The sequence below is a fragment of the Macrococcus capreoli genome, assembly GCF_025628935.1.
Taxonomy (GTDB): Bacteria; Bacillota; Bacilli; order Staphylococcales; family Staphylococcaceae; genus Macrococcoides; species Macrococcoides capreoli.
Genome location: NZ_JAOTIS010000018.1, coordinates 1 through 19,257 on the forward strand (window position 1 = coordinate 1; position 19,257 = coordinate 19,257).

Here is a 19,257-nt window from a genome sequence, read left to right on the forward strand (position 1 = left end):
TAAATATAATGGTGGAGACTAGCGGGATCGAACCGCTGACCTCCTGCGTGCAAAGCAGGCGCTCTCCCAGCTGAGCTAAGCCCCCATATATAATTTAGTAAGTCGGGAAGACAGGATTCGAACCTGCGACCCCTTGGTCCCAAACCAAGTGCTCTACCAAGCTGAGCTACTTCCCGTTTATTAAAAACGCGCCCGAGAGGAGTCGAACCCCTAACCTTTTGATCCGTAGTCAAACGCTCTATCCAATTGAGCTACGGGCGCAAAAAAAATAAAAATTAAATGGTGCCGAGGACCGGAATCGAACCGGTACGGTAATCACTTACCGCAGGATTTTAAGTCCTGTGCGTCTGCCAGTTCCGCCACCCCGGCATTTAATTTTCTTAATGGAGCGAAAGACGGGATTCGAACCCGCGACCCCAACCTTGGCAAGGTTGTATTCTACCACTGAACTACTTTCGCATTATTAAGTTTTATATTCAAATAATGGTGAGCCATAGAGGATTCGAACCTCTGACCCTTTGATTAAAAGTCAAATGCTCTACCAACTGAGCTAATGGCTCTGGAAATGGTGCCGGAAAAAGGACTTGAACCCTCAACCTACTGATTACAAGTCAGTTGCTCTACCAATTGAGCTATTCCGGCATAATATTAAATAAATGGTGGAGGATGACGGGCTCGAACCGCCGACCCTCTGCTTGTAAGGCAGATGCTCTCCCAGCTGAGCTAATCCTCCTGGGTATATCTGCCCGGCAACGTCCTACTCTCGCGGATCGTAAGACCAACTACCATCGGCGCTAGAGAGCTTAACTTCTGTGTTCGGTATGGGAACAGGTGTGACCTCTCTGCCATCGTCACCAGACAATTTTCAATACTTATATAAGTATAACAGCTTCGAAGATTATTTCAATAGTAAATTTTACACTGTGTTCATGAACTTTACAATTGATTAACTTTCTTAATGTGTCGACTTGTCATAAGCGACTTTTTAATAATACGAAATTCAGCAATTAAAGTCAACAAATTTTTTTATCTTTTTTTGATTTTTTTAAAGTTAGTAAATTCTGATAATTGCGCCCGAAGAAAAAGCACTCTAAACCCCTTTGTTTACAAGGTTTAGAGCGCATTCGATTCTCCTTATTTATGTCTCATATATGGGAATAATAACACGTCACGAATTGATGCACTGTTTGTCAGTAACATTACTAGGCGGTCGATACCGATACCTAATCCACCTGTTGGAGGCATACCGTATTCTAATGCTTCGATATAATCTTCATCCATTTCGTGTGCTTCATCGTTACCAGCAGCTTTCTCTTCCATTTGCGCTAAGAAACGTTGTTTTTGATCGATTGGGTCATTTAATTCAGTGAATGCGTTCGCATGCTCACGACGTACGATAAACAATTCAAAACGATCTGTAAAGCGTGGGTCTTCTGGATTTTGTTTCGCTAATGGTGAAACTTCTACTGGATGACCATAAATAAATGTTGGTTGAACTAAATGTTCTTCAACCTTTTGTTCAAAGAATTCATTTAATACATGACCATATTTCATTCCTGGCTTTACTTCAACACCATGCTCTTTAGCCAGTGCATGTGCTTCTTCATCTGATTTCACATCATAGAAATTGACGCCAGTATATTCTTTAACAGCATCAACCATATGCCATCTTCTCCATTTCGGAGCCAACTCGATAGCTTCGCCTGCATATTCTACAGTAGTAGAACCTGTTACTTTTTCAGCAATATGTGCAACCATCTCTTCCGTTAAATCCATAATATCGTTATAATCTGCATACGCTTCATATAATTCAATCATCGTAAACTCTGGATTATGTCGCGTTGAAATACCTTCATTACGGAATACGCGTCCAATTTCATAAACTTTCTCTAATCCACCAACGATTAAACGTTTTAAATGTAATTCAATCGCAATACGCATGTATAATTCCATGTCTAACGCGTTATGATGTGTAACGAATGGACGTGCAGCAGCACCACCAGCGATTGTATGCATCATTGGCGTTTCTACTTCTAAGAAACCTTTCGCGTTTAAATAGCTACGCATTTCCTGAATAATTTTACTGCGTGTAATAAATGTTTGTGTTGATTCTTCACTCGTAATCAAATCTAAATAACGTTGACGGTAACGTTGTTCAACGTCTTGTAGACCATGGAATTTATCCGGTAACGGACGAAGTGCTTTCGATAACATTGTAAACGACTTAGCTTTAACAGATAATTCTCCAGTGTTTGTTTTAAACATTACACCTTCAATACCTACGATATCGCCTAAATCTGCATTGTTCCATAATTCGAACTGTTCATCGCCAACTGCATCTTTACGTACATAAATTTGAATTTGTCCGTCTAAATCTTTTACATGTGCAAATCCAGCTTTACCTTTTCCACGTTTCGTCATAATACGACCTGCGAAAGATACGTGAGATGTTTCTTCTTTTTCATGTAATTCTTCTTTAGAAAATTGATCCCACTCAGCTTTTAATGTTGCTGATGTTGCAGTTCTAACGAATTTTTGACCGAACGGATCGATTCCCTGGTCTAATAAGTCTTGCATTTTTTGACGACGTACCAACATTTGGTCGTTTAATTCTTCTGTCATTTGATTACACTCCTTCAGCAATTTTCATTTCTTGTTTTTTCTCTTCTTCTATTACATATTCCTCGAATGATTTAAGTATATCAACTAATTCGTCTCGTGTCTCAGCAACGTTTATCAGCTTACGTGCTTTACCATTGCCACGAATCCCTTTTAAATACCATGATGCGTGTTTACGCATTTCCATTACCGCTACTTTTTCACCCTTCAACGCGATTAAACGGTCTAAATGTAGTGTTGCCACTTTCATCTTCTCTGAAATGTGCGGTTCCGGCATTAATTCACCCGTCTCTAAATAATGAACAGTACGGTAAATCATCCATGGATTCCCTAAAGCTTCGCGTCCAATCATGACTGCATCGACACCTGTTTCATCAAGCATTTTCTTGGCAAGTTCCGGACTCGTTACGTCACCATTACCGATAACTGGTATGCTTACCGCTTCTTTCACTTGGCGAATCACATCCCAATCCGCTTTACCTTCGTACATTTGTACACGCGTTCTACCATGAACGGCAATTGCTGATGCACCGGCTTTCTCAATCATCTTCGCATTTTCAACTGCGAAAATATGCTCATCATCCCAACCTATACGCATCTTTACTGTAACAGGTTTATTAACTGCTTCTACAACTGCCGAAACCATTTCATAAACTTTCTCAGGATTTAATAACCATTTCGCACCGGCTTCACATTTAATGATCTTCGATACTGGACATCCCATATTAATATCAATAATATCTGCTGTTGTATTCTGATCTACATATTTTGCTGCTTCTACTAATGTTTCTTTTTCTCCACCAAAAATTTGTAAACTTAACGGTCTTTCGTTCTCATCGATATACAGCATTTTCATCGTCTTTTCATTATTGAAAAGAATCGCTTTATCACTTACCATTTCAGCACAAACTAATCCTGCACCAAATTCTTTTACAGTTAATCTGAAAGCTGCATTACAAACACCTGCCATTGGCGCTAATACAACTTTATTATTAATTTCTATATCTCCAATTTTCCACATATCTTTACCCTCACTTATAAATTCTTACATCCGGGTCCAAAGTTACTAATTCACTTACTTTTTGATTCAATATTGGATGAATTGCGTATGGTGCAATTTCATTCAATGGAATCAATACAAAACTACGCTCATGCATATATGGATGCGGCACTTTTAATCGCTCACTATCTATAACCTGACTTCCGAACAGGACAATATCCAAATCAATCGTTCTCGGTCCCCAGTGAATCTTACGAACACGATTCAACTTCAATTCTATTGCTTGAATTTCATCTAGCAATTCCAGTGCCGATAAATATGTTGAAACTTCAACCACACCGTTAAGAAAATCATCCTGAACAACGCCTCCAACAGGTGCTGTTTCATATAAAGCCGAAACTTGTGTCACCTTAGTTTCTCGAACTTCGTTGAGCATTGCTAATGCATCAGTTATTTGTCGCGCTCTATCACCCATATTACTTCCAAAGCTAATATATGCAACCGTCATAACTACCTCATTCTATGAATCTCAATACCAACGCCATCATAAACACCAGGGATGGGGGGATTCATTTTTGTAATTTTGACTTTTAAGGCCATTATCTGATTATAGTGATTGAAGAGTATTTTTGCAATACGTTCAGCCACATGTTCTAATAATTTCGACTGAATTGCCATTTCTGCCTTAATATCTTCATAAACGAGACCGTAGTTTACTGTATGTTCAAGCGCGTCTGTTTCTCCCGCTTGTTTCAAATCAACGTCTAATTCCACATCTACGACAAATATTTGCCCAATTTGATTCTCCGCTTCAAATACACCATGATATGCATAAAATTGCATCCCATTTAAAAAGATTTTATCCATTGATTTCTCCTTTTAACTGATCCATTACTTTAATAAAACGTGCATTCATCAGTACGTTATGTACTCTGACAGCTTCAACTCCGAAATTAATACCTATCGCCGTTGTAGCAAGCGTCCCTTCATCACGCTCGGTTGGTGTAGTTTCTCCACCTAATAATTCTTTAACCATACGTTTACGACTCGTTGCAAGCAACACTTTGTAATTTAATGCAACAAGTTCATCTAAGCGTTTCATCACTTCTACTTCTTGTTCGCGAGATTTAGCAAAACCGATACCTGGATCAAGCCAAATCTTATCATGTGGTATACCCGCATCTTGTGCGTGTTGCGCTTGTGTACAAAGATCCGTAATCATGTGTTCCATCACATCGCCACTGATTTCTTCCTTCTCGTTATGCATTAATATAATTTCCGCGTCATATTTTTTTACGACATCAAATATTTTCGGATCAAATTTACCAGCCCACTGATCATTAATTATATGCGCGCCGTGTTCTAATGCTGCCTCGGCCACTTCACTTCTAAATGTATCTACAGAAATGATAACATCTATGTCACAAATTGCTTTAAGCACCGGAATGACGCGATTAATTTCTTCTCCAATTGAAATTTCGGTATATCCAGGTCTTGTAGAATATCCACCGATATCAATGATATCAACACCTTGAGCGATCATTTCATGTACGCGATTGACCGCATGTGTTACTTCGTTATATTTGCCACCGTCTGAAAACGAATCCGGTGTAACGTTCAATATCCCCATCACTAACGTTCTCTTCATCTCATTTACCTCCACAGTATAGTGACTTTATTATAACAAAGTTCTAATACAAAAAATAAGACTGAGACTCACCGTCCCAGTCAATCCACTTATATTTAGTCTTGTAAATTCGCAAATAACGGCGTAGATAAATAACGTTCACCATTACTTGGTAAAATAGCGACAACGTTTTTACCGCTACCTAATTCAACTGCTTTATCTATCGCTGCTTTAATTGCAGCACCTGATGAAATCCCTGCTAAAATACCTTCTTCACGTGCAACTAAACGACTCGTCTCCATCGCTTCATCATTCGTAATTTGTGTAATGCTTGTATACATATCTGTATTTAAAGTTTTTGGGATGAACCCTGCACCGATGCCTTGAATTTTATGTGGTCCTGGCTGTCCGCCACTTAATACAGGAGAATCAGCAGGTTCTACAGCAATGATTTCGATGTCTGGGTTATGTTCTTTTAACACTGACCCTGCACCTGATAACGTACCACCTGTACCAACACCTGAAATAAATGCGTCGATTGATAAACCTTCCATGGCTTTCACAATTTCAGGACCTGTCGTTAAGCGATGCACTTCAGGATTAGACATATTCTCAAACTGTTGCGGCATAAAGTAACCATGTTCATCTCTTAATTCATTTGCTTTTGCGATGGCACCTTTCATACCTTCAGCGCCAGGTGTTAATACTAATGTTGCACCATATGCTCTCAGTAAAGTACGACGTTCCTGACTCATCGTATCCGGCATTACTAAAGTTGCTTTATAGCCTTTAGCTGCTGCAACCATTGCTAAACCGATACCTGTATTACCAGACGTTGGTTCAACAATATTATCTCCAGGCTTAATGATGCCCTCTTTTTCAGCCGCTTCAATCATTGCTAAAGCAATTCTATCTTTTACTGAGCTACCTGGGTTTTGATATTCCAATTTAACGTAAACATCTGCTGCACCTTCTGGAACAACACGATTCAATTTAACTAATGGCGTATTACCGATTAAATCTGTGACACTTTCTACTCTTAATGACATAATAATCGACCTCCATAATGTAATATTATTCTTACTTATTTTATCGGAATAATTATATCAAAATTTATAATGAATTAACAATAATCAGTCTAAGCAATAATGCTGCGTAATTCATCTGGGGTAAAATTGTATTTCGTACGACAGAAATGACATTCGACTTCTGCGCCACCGTCTTCTTCAATCATAGATTCAACTTCGGCTTCACCTAAACCTTTAATTGCTGTTAAAAACTTCTCTTTACCACAATTACATTTAAATTCAACAGGCATCGTATCAATAATACGAATGTTATCTTCGCCTAATATCTCTTCTAATATTTGTTCTGGAGACAATCCTTTATTAATTAAGTTAGAAATTGGCTCCATGTTATTAATACGTTCTTCTAAAAATGATATCGTTTCTTCACTTGCGAAAGGTAACAACTGAATAATAAATCCACCTGCTGCTTGTGTTAGTTCTTCTGGTGTACACAATACGCCTAAACCAACTGCTGCAGGTACTTGTTCACTCGTTGCAAAATAATAAGCAAAATCTTCAGCGATTTCACCGTTATGAATTTCTGTAGATCCCGTAAAGTAATCACGCATACCGATATCTTTTACAACATTAATATAACCGCTGCGGCCGACCGCTTCACCTACATCCATTTTACCCGGACGAATAGATTCTACTTGAACATGTGGATTTTGAACATAGCCACGCACTTCACCTTTAGCATTTGCATCGACTACGATTTGACCTAATGGCCCACCACCATTAACAGTTATCGTTAACTTCTCTTCATTTTTAAGCATCGCACCCATCATTGAACCTACTGTCAATGTACGTCCAAGTGCTGCTGTTCCGACACGCCAAGTGTCATGTTTCTCACGTGCAGATTCTACTAAATTTGTCGTTCTCACACTAAACGCACGCACTTCATCATTAAACGCTAACGCTCTTACTAAATAATCTTTTGTCATTATATTTCTCCTTTTAAAAAGAGGCGGAATCGAATCAGCGATTCTCTTCCAGCCTCATATGATTAAAACTTATCTTTATCTAATTTATCTACATTAGGTTGTGGTTCATTTTTCGATTCATCGACTGGTGCATCCGGATTTTTTAATTGTTCCTTCACCTCTTCATAAGAAGAGCCAGCATCATCAGAATTATCATCCACATTTTTCACAGTCACACGAGCATCATCTGTATTATCTACTACAGTTTCTTTCTCCTTCATGTGATATAAATGAGAATCATCATAACTTACTTCAGGTAAAGTACCTTTCGTAAATAACTCATTGATTTGGTTTGCGACTAATGTTTCTTCAGTCAATAAAGTCTTCGCAATTAAATCAAGCTTATCTTGATGTTCAAGAAGAATTTCTATACATCTCGCATAACTTTCTTTAATTATACGTTGTACTTCTAAATCAATTTCATAAGCAATTTGATCTGAGTAATTCGGTTCATGACCCATATCACGACCTAAGAACACTTCACCTTGTGATTGACCAAATTGTAATGGTCCAAGTTTATCACTCATACCATATTCTGTCACCATTTTACGTGCGATACCTGTTGCGCGCTGGAAGTCATTATGTGCTCCTGTAGAAACTTCACCAAAAGTGATTTCTTCAGCAACACGACCACCTAATAATCCAACAATCTTATCTAGTAATTCTGGTTTCGTCATAAAGTAACGATCTTGTTTCGGTAACATCATTGCGTAACCACCCGCTTGACCACGTGGTACAATTGTAACCTTGTGAACCATTTCGGCTTCATCTAATACACAACCGATAATCGTGTGTCCTGCCTCGTGCCATGCAACGATATTTCTTTCTTTCTCAGAAATAACGCGTGATTTCTTCGCGGGACCTGCAATGACGCGGTCTGTCGCTTCATCAATATCGCGCATATCAATCTTCGTCTTACCTTGACGCGCAGCCACTAATGCTGCTTCGTTTAATAAGTTCTCTAAGTCTGCACCACTGAATCCAGGTGTACGTTGACTTAAAGCTTTTAAATCGACTGTTTCATCAAGTGGTTTGTTGCGTGCATGTACTTTAAGTACCGCTTCACGCCCTTTAACATCAGGCGCACCAACTTGAATTTGACGGTCAAAACGACCTGGACGTAATAATGCCGGGTCTAAAATGTCTGGTCTGTTTGTCGCTGCGATCATGATAATTCCTTCATTCTCACCGAAACCATCCATCTCAACAAGTAACTGGTTTAATGTTTGTTCACGCTCATCGTGACCCCCACCAACACCAGCACCACGTTGACGACCTACCGCATCAATTTCATCGATGAAAATAATACATGGTGCATTTTTCTTAGCATTTTCAAATAAATCACGTACACGGCTTGCACCGACCCCAACGAACATCTCAACGAAGTCTGAACCACTAATAGAGAAGAACGGAACGCCAGCTTCCCCAGCGACGGCACGTGCAATTAAAGTTTTACCTGTACCAGGAGGACCTACTAAAAGGACCCCTTTCGGAATACGCGCACCCATTTTTACGAATTTACGATTATCTTTTAAGAAATCAACTATTTCTACTAATTCTGCTTTCTCTTCATCTGCTCCGGCTACATCTTTAAAACGTACTTTTTTCTTTTTATCATCATAAAGTTTCGCTTTAGATTTCCCAAAGTTCATGACACGGCCTCCGCCGCCGCCACCTTGTGATTGAGATAGGAAGAAAATAAAGACGAATGCTAATAATAATAGCGGAATCAATGTACTTAACATACCTAAAAATACATTTTCTTTATCAGCTGGCTTTATATCAAATTTCAAATCACCATCTTGCTCTTCAGCAATTTTAGTGATTTTATCTAAATCTTTCTGATTGTTATACATTAATACAGATGTGAACGTTTCGTTCGGTTCAGCACCTTTTAATTTCCCTTTGACTAAATATACATCTTGTCCAGGCTGGATTGTTAATTCTTTAACTTTGCCCTTTTCCAGCTGTGACATTAATTTCGTGTATGTCATCTGTTTAGGCATGGAACCCGTGCCATTAATCATTGAGAACACACCAAATAAGACGATACCTATAAGCGTTACCATCAATATACTACGAAAGGCTTTTTGCATTCACGTTTTCCTCCTACTAATTTGTAAAGCTAACAAAGATTTTAACACACTAAATGTTATTCAATCTACTAATTAAACTTACACAATCTATTTATCTCATGTTCCATTTAGGTGTAATTCCACTCTACTTAGAATATACTTCTTCTTTTAATAATCCGATGTAAGGTAAATTACGATATTTTTCTTGATAATCCAAACCGTAACCTACTACGAAATCATCAGGGATTTTTTCCCCAACATATTTCGCTTCAATATCGACTTTACGACGCATTGGTTTATCTAATAATGTTACAATTTCAATAGAGTTTGCTTTGCGGTATTTTAATAAATCGATAATTGCGTTTAACGTCGTTCCTGTTTCTAAAATATCTTCAATAATAATAACGTCACGTCCTTCAACTGACACATCTAAATCTTTTAAGATTTTGACTTCGCCTGTTGATTCAGTACCACCGTGGTATGATGAAACATCCATAAATTCGATTTCTACATGGGTATCAATATGTTTGATTAAATCTGCCATGAATAAAATAGATCCTTTTAAAATACCAACACATAAAGGTACTTTCCCTTCGTAATCGGCAGTTATTTCTTGACCTAGACGCACACAAGCAGCCTCAATTTGTTCTTTCGTTAATACTACACTTTCAATATCGTTATGCATCGTTTATTTCTCCTTTGTAATAATAATATCTTTATTGAATAGATGATGATTTTGTTTATAATGACCAACCGCGATTACTTTATTATCCACACAAATAATCGGTACTTTCGAACGTTCATGAACCGGTATTTTCAAATCTTTCATGATTCGCGAAACTTTCTGATGTTTTCCACCGATTTCTATAAGATCACCCTCTACGCGCTTACGAATAACAATTGTACTTAAGATGCTTTTAATTTCTATCTTATATTCGTTAAAGTGGTATTTCCCGGGTGAAGTAATTTCCATCCACTCATCTACCGGTTCATTTTTATTTCGTACTATCAATTTATCATAAGCAATTTGAATATGCCAATGCTGTGCAATTTCAAAAGATGCATGTGTTGTATCGGTTTGCATGACACGCACAATTTCATCTAATAATCCATGACTTAGCGCAAAGTCTTTATGATATTGCTGAATGAATTGGATGAGCACACGATGAATGACTAATCGATTTTCTTGCACTAACTGGCTGCGCGATAAACAATTAGATTTGATTTGTTTCTGAAATACTTCGACACGCTTTAATATGAGCGCATCTGTATCTTTCATATACTCTGCCAAATATAATAAGTGGTCGGGATTAAGGGCTGCCTGCTCCAAACTAGGCATAATTTCATTTCGAATATAATTGCGCACATATTTATTACTCTCATTGGATGCATCTGTCATATACGGTACATCAAAACGTTCAGCATATGCATAGAGTTCGTCCTTACTTTCTGATAATAAAGGCCTTATTACCTTATATCCATCGCGCTCAATCATTGATTGTATATCAATCGGTTGATAGAGATAACGATGCGTCATAAGTCTAAAGAATATCGTTTCTATTTGATCATCTTTATGATGCGCAGTCAATAAGTAGTCTATGTTGTACTGGTGAATTGCTTGCTCAAAAAAAAGATATCGTGCTTCCCGCGCATCATTTTGAATACTTTTTGTAAGGTCGAAAAAGTCTTTAGATATCGTATGTGCGATGAAATGTAAATGATACTTTTCGCAATACATCTCAATCATGTCCGCTTCTTGTTTAGAAGCGTCTCGCAACTGATGATTCACATGCAATACATAAATATCTTTGAAATGTTTCGTTCTTCTCACTTTATCTAGCAGTACCATGCTATCCACGCCACCTGAAACCGCAATCGCAAGCTTATCAGATGCATTCCAAAGTATATCCACGTCCTCAACTCCCTTAATAAAATAAGAGCTTAGGGTCACACCCCAGCTCTTGATTTAAGAAACAATCACGTATTAACGCTTAGATCCTCTACCGCCACGACGTGATTCAGTTTGACGTTTAATTGAAGTTAGTCGATCTTCACTGTCTTTTAAGAAATTTGATAATTGTTTTTCAAAGTCTTCAGGCTTTTTCTCAACTTTAACTGGCGCTGGCTTTCTTGGACGTTCTTTCGCTTTCTTAATAGAAAGGCTAATTTTACCGTCATCTCCGATTGTTAATACTTTTACCTCTACTTCATCTCCGACTTTTAAATGCTCGGCAATGTTTTCAACGTAACTATCTGCAACCTCGCTAATATGAACTAATCCACTTTTGCCTCCAGGTAATTCTACGAACGCACCAAAGTTTTTAATGCCTGTTACTTTACCTTTTAATTTGTTTCCAACTTCAATTGCCATAAGTTTAATAAATCCTCCCGATATAATTCTTCATAATATATCATTATATGCTTGATTTCCTCATTTTACAACTTGATAAATGAAATTATCTGTGAACTCTGACTTATTCATTCTCGTCTTTCTTTTTCTCTGCATCAGGAATCTTAAAGATAACTTCCCCATCATTGCTCAGGAAATATTCGCTACGTGCTATTTTCTCGATATATTCTTTACTGTTTAACTGTTTTAATCGTTCTTTCAAAGTAATTTCTTTATCTTTTAATTTCTCTAATTCAGCTGCTTGTCGCTGTTTTTCCTGCGCAAGTTCTTTATTCGTATTCATTTGCATGAACAACATAATCGTTAAAAATAATAATATCGCAAGTAATGCTCCACCAAATACTTTTAAGCGTTTACGCACAATTTTACTACTCTTAATATTTACCCGATGTTTTCGTGCCTGCTCTTTCGTGTACTCATTTTCAATTGCACTTACTTTTTTAGCCATGCGTCACACCTCTATTCAAAAGGTTGTTCAATTTTTTCTTCTTTTTTAACTTCAAACATACCTTTCGCATTATCTTTCGTTGCGTGTTCTTTTAAATCTGTTACGACTACCGTAATAATACGTTGCCCAAGTCTCACTTCAATTTCATCATCTACCGCCACATTACTTGATGCTTTCGCAACATGACCGTTGATTTTTATTCTGCCCTGATCACTTACTTCCTTTGCTAATGTACGACGTTTAATTAAACGTGATACTTTTAAATATTTATCGAGTCTCATTCATTTCACCTGCAATTTCCTTCAAAGCTTCTTCTATAGATGTACCTTGAGATTTATTCAAATCATATAACTTTAAGAAGATATCTGCAAAAATTTTCTCTTGTTTCACTTTTCTTTCCACTTTACCTTCTTTAGCTTTCGCATCATTCCACACAGTATGTAACTCTTCTATCGTTGAAATAGATGCATCTCCAAACACATGCGGATGACGACGAATCATCTTCTCTGTAATGCTCTTCACTACTTCACGCGCATCAAACATATACTCTTTATTGGCAATAGCTGCATGGAAGACGACTTGCAGTAGAATGTCCCCCAATTCTTCAATCATATGTTCAATATCGTCATTATCAATTGCTTCAAATAGTTCATATGATTCTTCTATCAAATATCGCTTTAATGATTGATGTGTTTGTTCTTTATCCCATGGACAACCGTTTTCTCCAACTAATGCATCCATGACTTCTGTAAAATAGTCAAAATCTCCCGCTAGTAACTCCCCTTGTAACGGCGGAACAAATAAAGAGGTTAAATTCGATAATGCGAAGTCGTGATCCATTTCATGTAATGCGCGCCAATCTATATCTGCATTTTCGCCGCGCGCACCCGTAACAATCGCCACATTGTGCTCAGCTGGATATATATCAAGTAATGATACTTTAACATCACTTGCAATAAGCTGATCATACACTTGCGTAATGATTAACCCATTACGCGGATTAATCGCAGCTTTATTCAGCAGTGTTCCGTCAAGCATCTGAAAGCCATTGTTCGGGTCAAACTGTACAGCCTGGAATAAATCATCGATAAAGCTCTTTCCACCTAATATTTCTACATTTAAGTCATTATCCGCAAGTAGCAACTCAGTCGTAGATTCAGCAACCATCGGATGGCCAGGTACCGCATATATAATATCTTCTTGCAAAGCAAGTTCCTTCAGCTGTCTTACAATTTCTTCATACACATTATTAAAGCTATCATGCGCTTCATATACATCATCAAAGCTAATCCATTCAATATCTTCTAAATCTTCAACAACTGGATGACTTAATGTTCTAACATAAACTTTATTTGCTTTATTTAAGAAACGATAAATTCCGAATGGCAACTCATCTAATCCATAGTTTCCTAAACCAACTACTGTAATCTTATTCATCCAATCACTCTTTCATCAATTTATTCATCGTGCTGCCAAAAGGCAAATGTTCCCACTCTTCTCGGGTAATAATCTTCCACTTAATCATAGCATAAACGACGACAAGTCCCCCTATAATTACCCCTATGATTGAGATATAAAATGCATTCATGCGTGTGCCATAGTCATGCAACGCAAATAATAAGCTTTGTATTAAACAACTCATTATCATCAGTGTAGAACACCATTTCATTAGAAATGATGCAAATACAATACGATATCTTCTCATAATACCCACATGAAGTACAATAGCATACACAAATAATCCTAAAACAGTGGCAATAGAGGCTCCATTAATACTTAAGTATGGTATCAATAATATGTTTAGCGTTATCTTCACAACTAATCCTATTCCTACACCCCACAACTGTACACGATAATCTTCAAATATTTGCAGCATTGCTGTATACATAATAATCAATGAGACGAAGATGATCGCCAGCATGTAAATAAACAATGCTTCATATCCATTCGTCGACTTAAATAAAAACATATTAAATGGTTTAATCAAATTCATTAAACCGATTGCAGCTGCACTGCTAAAGACGACGGTAATCTTGAGCGCACTATTGGCATAACTATTCATTTGTTCTATTCGATTGCGATGAATGCATTCTGATAATAGTGGAATGAGCACAAGCGAAAATGAGGTTGTCACAATTAAGCCCATTTGAATCAATGAGGCGCCACGATCATAAATTCCTTTCAATTCTCGTGCTTCATTGAGTGACATAATATTTTTAAGTTGATTAATCATGGTAAAGCTATCAACAAGTTGCCATAATATCATTATCAAATAACTCAAACTATAAAATAAAATGAGCAAGACGAAATTCCGATACGACCCTTCATTATTTCCCTGGTAATGTACTGGATTCCTCTTATTACTCCAAACTAAATATATGCAAGCGCCACACAATCCAATAAAAGAACCCAATATACTCAACGCACCACTTTGATAGACCGATAAATCTAACCATACAAACAAAGCGATTGAAATTAATATCATCCCAACACGCAGCACTTGATCTACGACTTGAGAATATGCAATTTGTTTCATCGAATGATTGCGTTGTAAATTACCCCGTATTATTGCAACAGTTGGAAAGGGCAGCAACACTAAGCTCGATACGCTTAACATCGGACTAAGCATCGGATCTCCCATCAGTCGTGCAACACCATTACTGAACACTATTATGCACACCAAAATAGCGATACTTATCAAAGTAATATTTCGATATAGTTTCTGTAAAAATTCATTGCTATAGTGAGATTGACTAATCACCGACGGAATCGCATTGAGCGATAACACCGAAACGATTGCGATAATCGGATATACTTGTTGATACGCATAAAGACCTGTATCGCCTAGTATATTTTGATAAGGTACTCTATATATCGCACTTAATATTTTTACAACTAACATCGTAATCGTTAGTACAATCACACTATTAAATACCGGACTTTTATTCACCATCGATTTCTATTCCTTCTTGAATTTGACGCGTCAATTGCACTAATGTATTCAACCAATTTGCACTTTTCTTGAGCGTAAACATTATTTTATTATCTTTATATTCTATTTTCAAATCGCGCCCGAAACTTTCCGTTGCTTTGAACAAACGTTCCCCGTTGATTTTATTTGTTGTTGCAACGCTTGTTTCAAGTTCAATTGCTTTACCACTATCCTTAACGTTGACAATGCCAAATGCAATTGCATTCACACGTATTTCAACAATCTTCATTAACTGGTCAACCGCTTCCGGATACTCTCCGTATCGGTCGGTCATCTCATCCTGAATATCCATGAGCTCAGATTCCGACGTTACACCGCGTAATTTCTTATAGAATTCAATCTTCGCTTGTTCCTCACGAATATAATCAGCTGGAATATACGCATCCACTTCTACGTCAATTTCAAGTTGTGGTACTTCTTCCTCTTGTTTAATACCACGTTTCTCATTCACAGCTTGTTGTAACATTTCAGAATATAAATCATAGCCGACAGAATCAATAAAGCCATGTTGTTGTCGACCTAATAAGTTACCTGCACCACGAATATTCAAATCACGCATTGCGATCTTAAAGCCGGATCCAAGCTCAGTAAATTCTTTAATCGCTTGCAGTCGTTGTTCTGCAACTTCAGTTAATACTTTATTGGGTGCATGCAAGAAATACGCATAACTAATGCGGTTACTACGTCCGACACGCCCACGTAATTGATACAACTGGCTTAAGCCAAAGCGATCGGCATCTTCGATTATTAAGGTATTCGCATTCGGTACATCAACACCTGTTTCAATAATTGTCGTCGTTACTAAAATATCATATTCACCATTGATGAAACCTAGCATTGTTTCTTCCAATTCACGTTCACCAAGTTGGCCATGTGCAACTGCAATGCGCGCATCTGGCATCATCATCGCCAACTGTTCAGCTTTCTGATAAATCGTTGCAACACGATTATAGAGGTAGAATACTTGACCGTTACGCGATAATTCACGCTCCATCGCTTCTTTAATAAAGTTATGTTGATATTCCAGTACATATGTTTGCACAGGAAATCTGTTTTCCGGCGGTGTTTCAATTACTGATAAATCACGTACACCAAGTAAACTCATATGTAATGTTCTTGGAATAGGTGTTGCCGTTAATGTTAGCACGTCAACATTTGTCTTTAACGCTTTAATCTTTTCTTTATGCGTCACACCGAAACGTTGTTCTTCATCAACGATTAATAAACCTAAATCTTTATAAACGATATCTTTGCTGAGTAATTTATGTGTCCCTACTACGATATCTACGAATCCTGACTTTAAACCTTTTTTCGTTTCATCGACTTCTTTCTTCGTTCTAAAGCGACTCATTAATTGAATTTCTACCGGATAATCCTGCATACGTTCAATTAACATTTCATAATGTTGCTGTGCTAATATCGTTGTTGGCACTAAAAATGCAACTTGTTTACCATCCATTACTGCTTTAAATGCCGCACGCACTGCGACTTCAGTTTTTCCGTAACCTACATCTCCACATAACAATCTGTCCATCGGTTTACGCTTTTCCATGTCTTGCTTAATTTCTACTAAACTTTGAATTTGATCCGCGGTTGGTTCATAGGGAAAGTCCATTTCAAATGTTTCCTGTGCTTCAGTATCCGGTCCAAATTGATAACCTTCTACGCGGTCACGCTCTTGATATAACTTTAATAACTCTTCTGCAATATCCTCAACACTTTGTTGCACACGTGCTTTCGTCTTCTTCCACTCAGTGCCACCCAGTTTATTCAGTTTAGGCTCTTTATCTTCCGAACCTACGAACTTCTGAACATAATTCATTTGATCTACCGGCACAAATAATTGATCTGTTCCTTTATACTGGATTTTTATATAATCCTTATGCATTTTATTCACTAACAGTGTTTCAACGCCCATATAGCGTCCTACACCATGATGTACATGGACAATATAGTCCCCTACATTTAACTCTTGATAGGATTTAATTTTCTCGGCATTTGACAACTTCTTCGTTCGCTTCGGTTGCTCTTTTCGTAATTTAAATAACTCACGTTCCGTCACTACAACAAGTTTCATAAACGGTAACTCAAATCCTTCAGATAAGTCACCTTCTACAATTGTATTAACGCCCCCCTTACTCTCAGCAACACTGAAAGTAACAGGCAACTTCATATCTGTGAGCATCGATTTAATCTTTTCCTTACGCGTGCTATTACTCGCTAGTACAACAACATTAAATGCATGCTTTCTAAAGCGGTCAAATTCAGAGAACATTAAATCATATTGCCCATAAAATTGTTGCAATGGTTTACAAGAGAATTTAAAGATATTTTTTATTTTAACCGGCATTGATGCTGTAAATAACGTTACGTAAGCAATTTGATAGCGATTCAACAATGTTTCGAAACTGTCTTCTTTAATAAACGATTGACCGACAAAACCACGTCCCGATTCAACGAGTGATTGATGAAATTCACTCGTTTCACGAATGCTCGACTCAATTGCTTCATTCACTCTATTCAGTTCGTCTACAATAACAATCGCATCTTTACCAAAATAATCTATTATTGTCGTTTCTTCTTGATAAGCGAACTTTACGACGCGGCGTAATATATTGTGATTTAGCAACTCGCCCGCATTCATCTTAATTGTTTGATACGTATCGCGTAAATCATCTCGCACATTCGTTGCAATTTTTTGGCGTGTTATTTCAAATGCTTCTGCTAAATTACTTTCCAACAGTTTAATATCTTCGTTTGTGAAAATAAATTCACTAGCTGTAGATATTTCGACCGCGTCAATGTTATTTAACGAACGCTGACTATCTGCATCAAAATAACGTATCGCATCTACTTCTGTATCAAACAACTCTATACGTACTGGTTCACCAATCATCGGATAAACATCGATTAAACCACCACGTACAGAAAACTGACCTAACGTTGTAACGCGTTCACTTTTCTGGTAGCCCATATCGATTAAATCTTGCTGCAATTGAATCAGATCAAGATCATCACCCAGCTTTATTTCACGGTAGTAGTCCGTAAATACCTCTTTACGGCTAATTAATTTTTGCAAACCGTTAATCGGCACAAGAAATAGCCCAACATGACCTTTCGCCAAGTGGGTTAATGTACGTATACGTTCTCGCATTAAATCTGGACTTTTAGTCGAGAACTCTTCTATCATGATATCTTGTACAGGAAACTTAAATAATTCATCTTCATTTATCAATTGTGCCAAATCATTCTCTAACTTTTCGGCCTGGAACAGATTGCTTGTTATGATGATCATCTGCTTCTTCTGCTTTAAATAACTCTCTGCTAAAATAACGGCTTTCGCACTCGGGTTTAATCCCGTTACTAAAATATTATCTTTCCCTAAGCTGCTGTTCAGTTCCTTAAAACGCTCATCATTATTTAATAACGTATCTATTATTTGTCTCATACATCACCATTATATTGATTCATTACATTCTCGAATTTTTCACCGGAAATAAACGTTTCAAGTGCTTCGATTGTATGATCAATCACCTTATGCATCGTTATCATTTCATCATCACTAAACTTCTGCAGAACATAGTCAACAACCGGTTGATGACCTTCCGGACGCCCAATACCAACACGTATGCGTTTAAATTCTTGTGTTCCTACATGTTGAATGATAGATTTCATGCCGTTTTGTCCACCTGCAGAACCTTTTTGACGAATGCGAATACGACCTTGCGGCATATCCATATCATCATAAAGTACAACTAAATCTTCAATATCTACTTTATAATAATCCATTAATGGACGCACCGCTTCGCCTGATAAATTCATATATGTCATCGGTTCAATTAACAGCACTTTCTCACCATTAATTGTTGCCACTGTGTAATTGCCTTTAAATTTTTGTTTATCTAATGCAATATTATGCTTGTCTATCAATGCATCAACGACCATAAAGCCAATATTGTGCCTTGTATTCTCATATTTCTTACCGATATTACCTAAACCAACTATACATTTCATGTTCAAATCCTCCGAATATTCA

17 protein-coding genes, 8 tRNA genes and 1 rRNA gene are annotated in these 19,257 nt (G+C 37.4%); all 26 read right to left on the reverse strand.

The window, feature by feature from the left end:
• Positions 1–9: 9 nt before the first annotated feature.
• The 26 genes from OCL94_RS11550 to pth all read right to left on the reverse strand — a co-directional run bounded on the left by OCL94_RS11550 (position 10) and on the right by pth (position 19,235).
• Positions 10–85, reverse strand: a tRNA-Ala gene (locus OCL94_RS11550).
• A gap of 17 nt (positions 86–102) precedes the next feature.
• Positions 103–176, reverse strand: a tRNA-Pro gene (locus OCL94_RS11555).
• 11 nt (positions 177–187) lie between these two features.
• A tRNA-Arg gene (locus OCL94_RS11560) sits at positions 188–261 on the reverse strand.
• 19 nt (positions 262–280) lie between these two features.
• Positions 281–369: transfer RNA gene (locus tag OCL94_RS11565), tRNA-Leu, on the reverse strand.
• Between the two features lie 15 nt (positions 370–384).
• Positions 385–459, reverse strand: a tRNA-Gly gene (locus OCL94_RS11570).
• A gap of 25 nt (positions 460–484) precedes the next feature.
• Positions 485–560, reverse strand: a tRNA-Lys gene (locus OCL94_RS11575).
• A 6-nt stretch (positions 561–566) separates the two neighbouring features.
• A tRNA-Thr gene (locus OCL94_RS11580) sits at positions 567–642 on the reverse strand.
• A 15-nt stretch (positions 643–657) separates the two neighbouring features.
• Positions 658–733 (reverse strand) — tRNA-Val (locus OCL94_RS11585).
• Between the two features lie 11 nt (positions 734–744).
• A 5S ribosomal RNA gene (gene rrf, locus OCL94_RS11590) occupies positions 745–859 on the reverse strand.
• Positions 860–1,134: 275 nt separating this feature from the next.
• Entirely contained in the window at positions 1,135–2,622 is a 1,488-nt protein-coding gene (lysS, locus tag OCL94_RS11595; protein WP_262997080.1) for a lysine--tRNA ligase, read from the reverse strand.
• Between the two features lie 4 nt (positions 2,623–2,626).
• A complete protein-coding gene (dusB, locus tag OCL94_RS11600; RefSeq protein ID WP_262997081.1) occupies positions 2,627–3,640 on the reverse strand; it encodes a tRNA dihydrouridine synthase DusB in 1,014 nt (337 codons plus the stop codon).
• A 10-nt stretch (positions 3,641–3,650) separates the two neighbouring features.
• Entirely contained in the window at positions 3,651–4,127 is a 477-nt protein-coding gene (gene folK / locus OCL94_RS11605; RefSeq protein ID WP_262997082.1) for a 2-amino-4-hydroxy-6-hydroxymethyldihydropteridine diphosphokinase, read from the reverse strand.
• Positions 4,128–4,129: 2 nt separating this feature from the next.
• Positions 4,130–4,486 (reverse strand): dihydroneopterin aldolase, encoded by a 357-nt coding sequence (folB, locus tag OCL94_RS11610; RefSeq protein WP_262997083.1) that lies wholly within the window; start codon positions 4,484–4,486, stop codon positions 4,130–4,132.
• The gene (gene folP, locus OCL94_RS11615; protein ID WP_262997084.1) at positions 4,479–5,267 is read right to left on the reverse strand and encodes a dihydropteroate synthase; all 789 of its coding nucleotides are present in this window, start codon (positions 5,265–5,267) and stop codon (positions 4,479–4,481) included. Before folP ends, folB begins: the two co-directional genes overlap by 8 nt.
• 95 nt (positions 5,268–5,362) lie before the next feature.
• Positions 5,363–6,295, reverse strand: a complete 933-nt coding sequence (gene cysK, locus OCL94_RS11620; RefSeq protein WP_262997085.1) for a cysteine synthase A — start codon at positions 6,293–6,295, stop codon at positions 5,363–5,365.
• Positions 6,296–6,384: 89 nt separating this feature from the next.
• Entirely contained in the window at positions 6,385–7,257 is an 873-nt protein-coding gene (gene hslO / locus OCL94_RS11625; RefSeq protein ID WP_262997086.1) for an Hsp33 family molecular chaperone HslO, read from the reverse strand.
• Between the two features lie 62 nt (positions 7,258–7,319).
• Positions 7,320–9,392, reverse strand: coding sequence for an ATP-dependent zinc metalloprotease FtsH (gene ftsH, locus OCL94_RS11630; RefSeq protein WP_262997087.1), 2,073 nt, complete (start codon positions 9,390–9,392; stop codon positions 7,320–7,322).
• 124 nt (positions 9,393–9,516) lie between these two features.
• A complete protein-coding gene (hpt, locus tag OCL94_RS11635; protein ID WP_262997088.1) occupies positions 9,517–10,056 on the reverse strand; it encodes a hypoxanthine phosphoribosyltransferase in 540 nt (179 codons plus the stop codon).
• 3 nt (positions 10,057–10,059) lie between these two features.
• Positions 10,060–11,283 (reverse strand): tRNA lysidine(34) synthetase TilS, encoded by a 1,224-nt coding sequence (gene tilS, locus OCL94_RS11640; protein WP_262997089.1) that lies wholly within the window; start codon positions 11,281–11,283, stop codon positions 10,060–10,062.
• 72 nt (positions 11,284–11,355) lie between these two features.
• Positions 11,356–11,742, reverse strand: a complete 387-nt coding sequence (locus OCL94_RS11645) for a S1 domain-containing RNA-binding protein (RefSeq protein WP_262997090.1) — start codon at positions 11,740–11,742, stop codon at positions 11,356–11,358.
• A 103-nt stretch (positions 11,743–11,845) separates the two neighbouring features.
• Positions 11,846–12,229, reverse strand: coding sequence for an FtsB family cell division protein (locus OCL94_RS11650; RefSeq protein WP_262997091.1), 384 nt, complete (start codon positions 12,227–12,229; stop codon positions 11,846–11,848).
• Between the two features lie 11 nt (positions 12,230–12,240).
• Positions 12,241–12,510 carry an RNA-binding S4 domain-containing protein gene (locus tag OCL94_RS11655; RefSeq protein WP_262997092.1) on the reverse strand — a complete coding sequence of 90 codons (270 nt, stop codon included), beginning with the start codon at positions 12,508–12,510 and terminating at the stop codon, positions 12,241–12,243.
• Positions 12,497–13,666, reverse strand: coding sequence for a MazG family protein (locus tag OCL94_RS11660; protein ID WP_262997093.1), 1,170 nt, complete (start codon positions 13,664–13,666; stop codon positions 12,497–12,499). The genes OCL94_RS11655 and OCL94_RS11660 overlap by 14 nt, the downstream gene beginning before the upstream one ends.
• A gap of 4 nt (positions 13,667–13,670) precedes the next feature.
• A complete protein-coding gene (locus OCL94_RS11665) occupies positions 13,671–15,182 on the reverse strand; it encodes a polysaccharide biosynthesis protein (protein ID WP_262997094.1) in 1,512 nt (503 codons plus the stop codon).
• Positions 15,172–18,669: a transcription-repair coupling factor gene (gene mfd, locus OCL94_RS11670; protein ID WP_262997095.1), complete on the reverse strand. Its 3,498-nt coding sequence runs from the start codon at positions 18,667–18,669 to the stop codon at positions 15,172–15,174. The genes OCL94_RS11665 and mfd overlap by 11 nt, the downstream gene beginning before the upstream one ends.
• Positions 18,666–19,235, reverse strand: a complete 570-nt coding sequence (pth, locus tag OCL94_RS11675) for an aminoacyl-tRNA hydrolase (RefSeq protein ID WP_262997096.1) — start codon at positions 19,233–19,235, stop codon at positions 18,666–18,668. The genes mfd and pth overlap by 4 nt, the downstream gene beginning before the upstream one ends.
• Positions 19,236–19,257 lie beyond the last annotated feature (22 nt).